The 1,389-nt window shown below is 31.0% G+C and carries 2 protein-coding genes; both read left to right on the forward strand.

Annotated features, from left to right (window positions below; genetic code table 11):
* The first annotated feature begins 39 nt into the window (after positions 1-39).
* Positions 40-474 carry a transposase gene (locus ACHRV3_RS22940; RefSeq protein ID WP_395436284.1) on the forward strand — a complete coding sequence of 145 codons (435 nt, stop codon included), beginning with the start codon at positions 40-42 and terminating at the stop codon, positions 472-474.
* Between the two features lie 14 nt (positions 475-488).
* On the forward strand, positions 489-1,340 hold the full coding sequence (locus ACHRV3_RS22945; protein ID WP_395436285.1) for an IS3 family transposase: 852 nt from the start codon (positions 489-491) through the stop codon (positions 1,338-1,340).
* The last annotated feature ends 49 nt before the right edge of the window (positions 1,341-1,389 follow it).

Below are 1,389 nucleotides of genomic sequence, written 5' to 3' on the forward strand. Positions count from 1 at the left end.
TGTCTTGTCCTGAAATAGCGATACACAAAAAGTGTCATTATGGAAAACCATCAGGAATTACGCTATGTAAAGCGTACCCAAAAAGACTACAGTATGTCTTTTAAATTACAAATTGTTCAAGAAATAGAACAGGGAAAAACCTCAATTTCTCAAGTTAGGAAAGATTATGCTATTCAATCTCGTTCAACAATCGTTCAATGGCTGAGAAAATTCGGTAACTTTGATTGGGACAATCAAACACCTTGCATTATGTCAAAATCTCCAGAACAAAAAATAATGGAACTTGAAGCAAAAGTGAAGTTATTAGAAAAACAAAAATCTTTTTTAGAACAGCAAGCTTTTGTTGCTGATAAGAAAGCTATTATTTTTGATATGATGATTGATATAGCAGAAAAAGAATATCAAATTGACATCCGAAAAAACTCACCACCCGAACAATCGACTATTTTAAAGAAGAACATCAACAAACGATAAAGTTTGCCTGTACTTTGTTCGGGATAGACAGACAGGTTTATTATCGAAAAATAAAAGCAAGACAGCTTAAACACAATAAAGCATCGATAGTTGTTTCTGTTGTTCAAGAAATTAGACAATCTATGCCCAGGATCGGATCAAAGAAGCTGTATTATCTTTTAAAGAATCAACTAAAACCATTAAAAATAGGCAGAGATAAGTTTATAGCTATACTCAGAGCCAACCATCTCTTAATTACAGCGAAACGTTCCTATCATATAACAACTAATTCTCATCATCGATTTAGAAAGCATCAAAATCAAATATTAGATTTACAAATACAAAGGCCTGAACAGGTCTGGGTCTCAGATATAACTTATATTGGAAAAAGAGAAAAGCCATGCTATTTAAGTTTAATTACTGATGCCTATTCTAAAAAAATAGTAGGTTTTAATGTGGCTGATAATATGAGTACTCTAAGTAGTGTAATAGCTTTGAAAAATGCAATAAAACAACGTCAGAACAGGGAAAAATCATTAATACATCATTCAGACAGAGGATTGCAGTATTGTGCAGATGAGTATCAAAAAGTGTTAAAGAAAAATAATATAAAATGCAGTATGACACAAAACTCTGATCCGTATGAAAATGCAGTAGCAGAAAGGGTAAATGGTATTTTGAAACAAGAATTTAATATTGATAAGTTTAATAAAGAACTTTCCGTAATGAAGATCTTAGTAAAAAATGCGGTTAGTATTTATAACAACAAAAGACCCCATTATTCTAATTATATGCTAACGCCGAATCAAATGCACGAACAAAGTAAAGTTGAAATGAGAACTTATAAAACAAAAAACACCTGCAAAAACGTTTTTGCAGGTGTTTAATTAAAATATTTTTATCTAATAATCTGTATCGATTATTTAGGACTAGTCA

It is taken from the genome of Flavobacterium sp. FlaQc-49, from assembly GCF_044005985.1.
Lineage (GTDB): Bacteria > Bacteroidota > Bacteroidia > Flavobacteriales > Flavobacteriaceae > Flavobacterium > Flavobacterium cupriresistens.

Excerpts from the sequence above, each read along its gene's own strand:
- ACHRV3_RS22940 (WP_395436284.1), top strand. The coding sequence starts at position 40 with ATGGAAAACCATCAGGAATTACGCTATGTAAAGCGTACCCAAAAAGAC.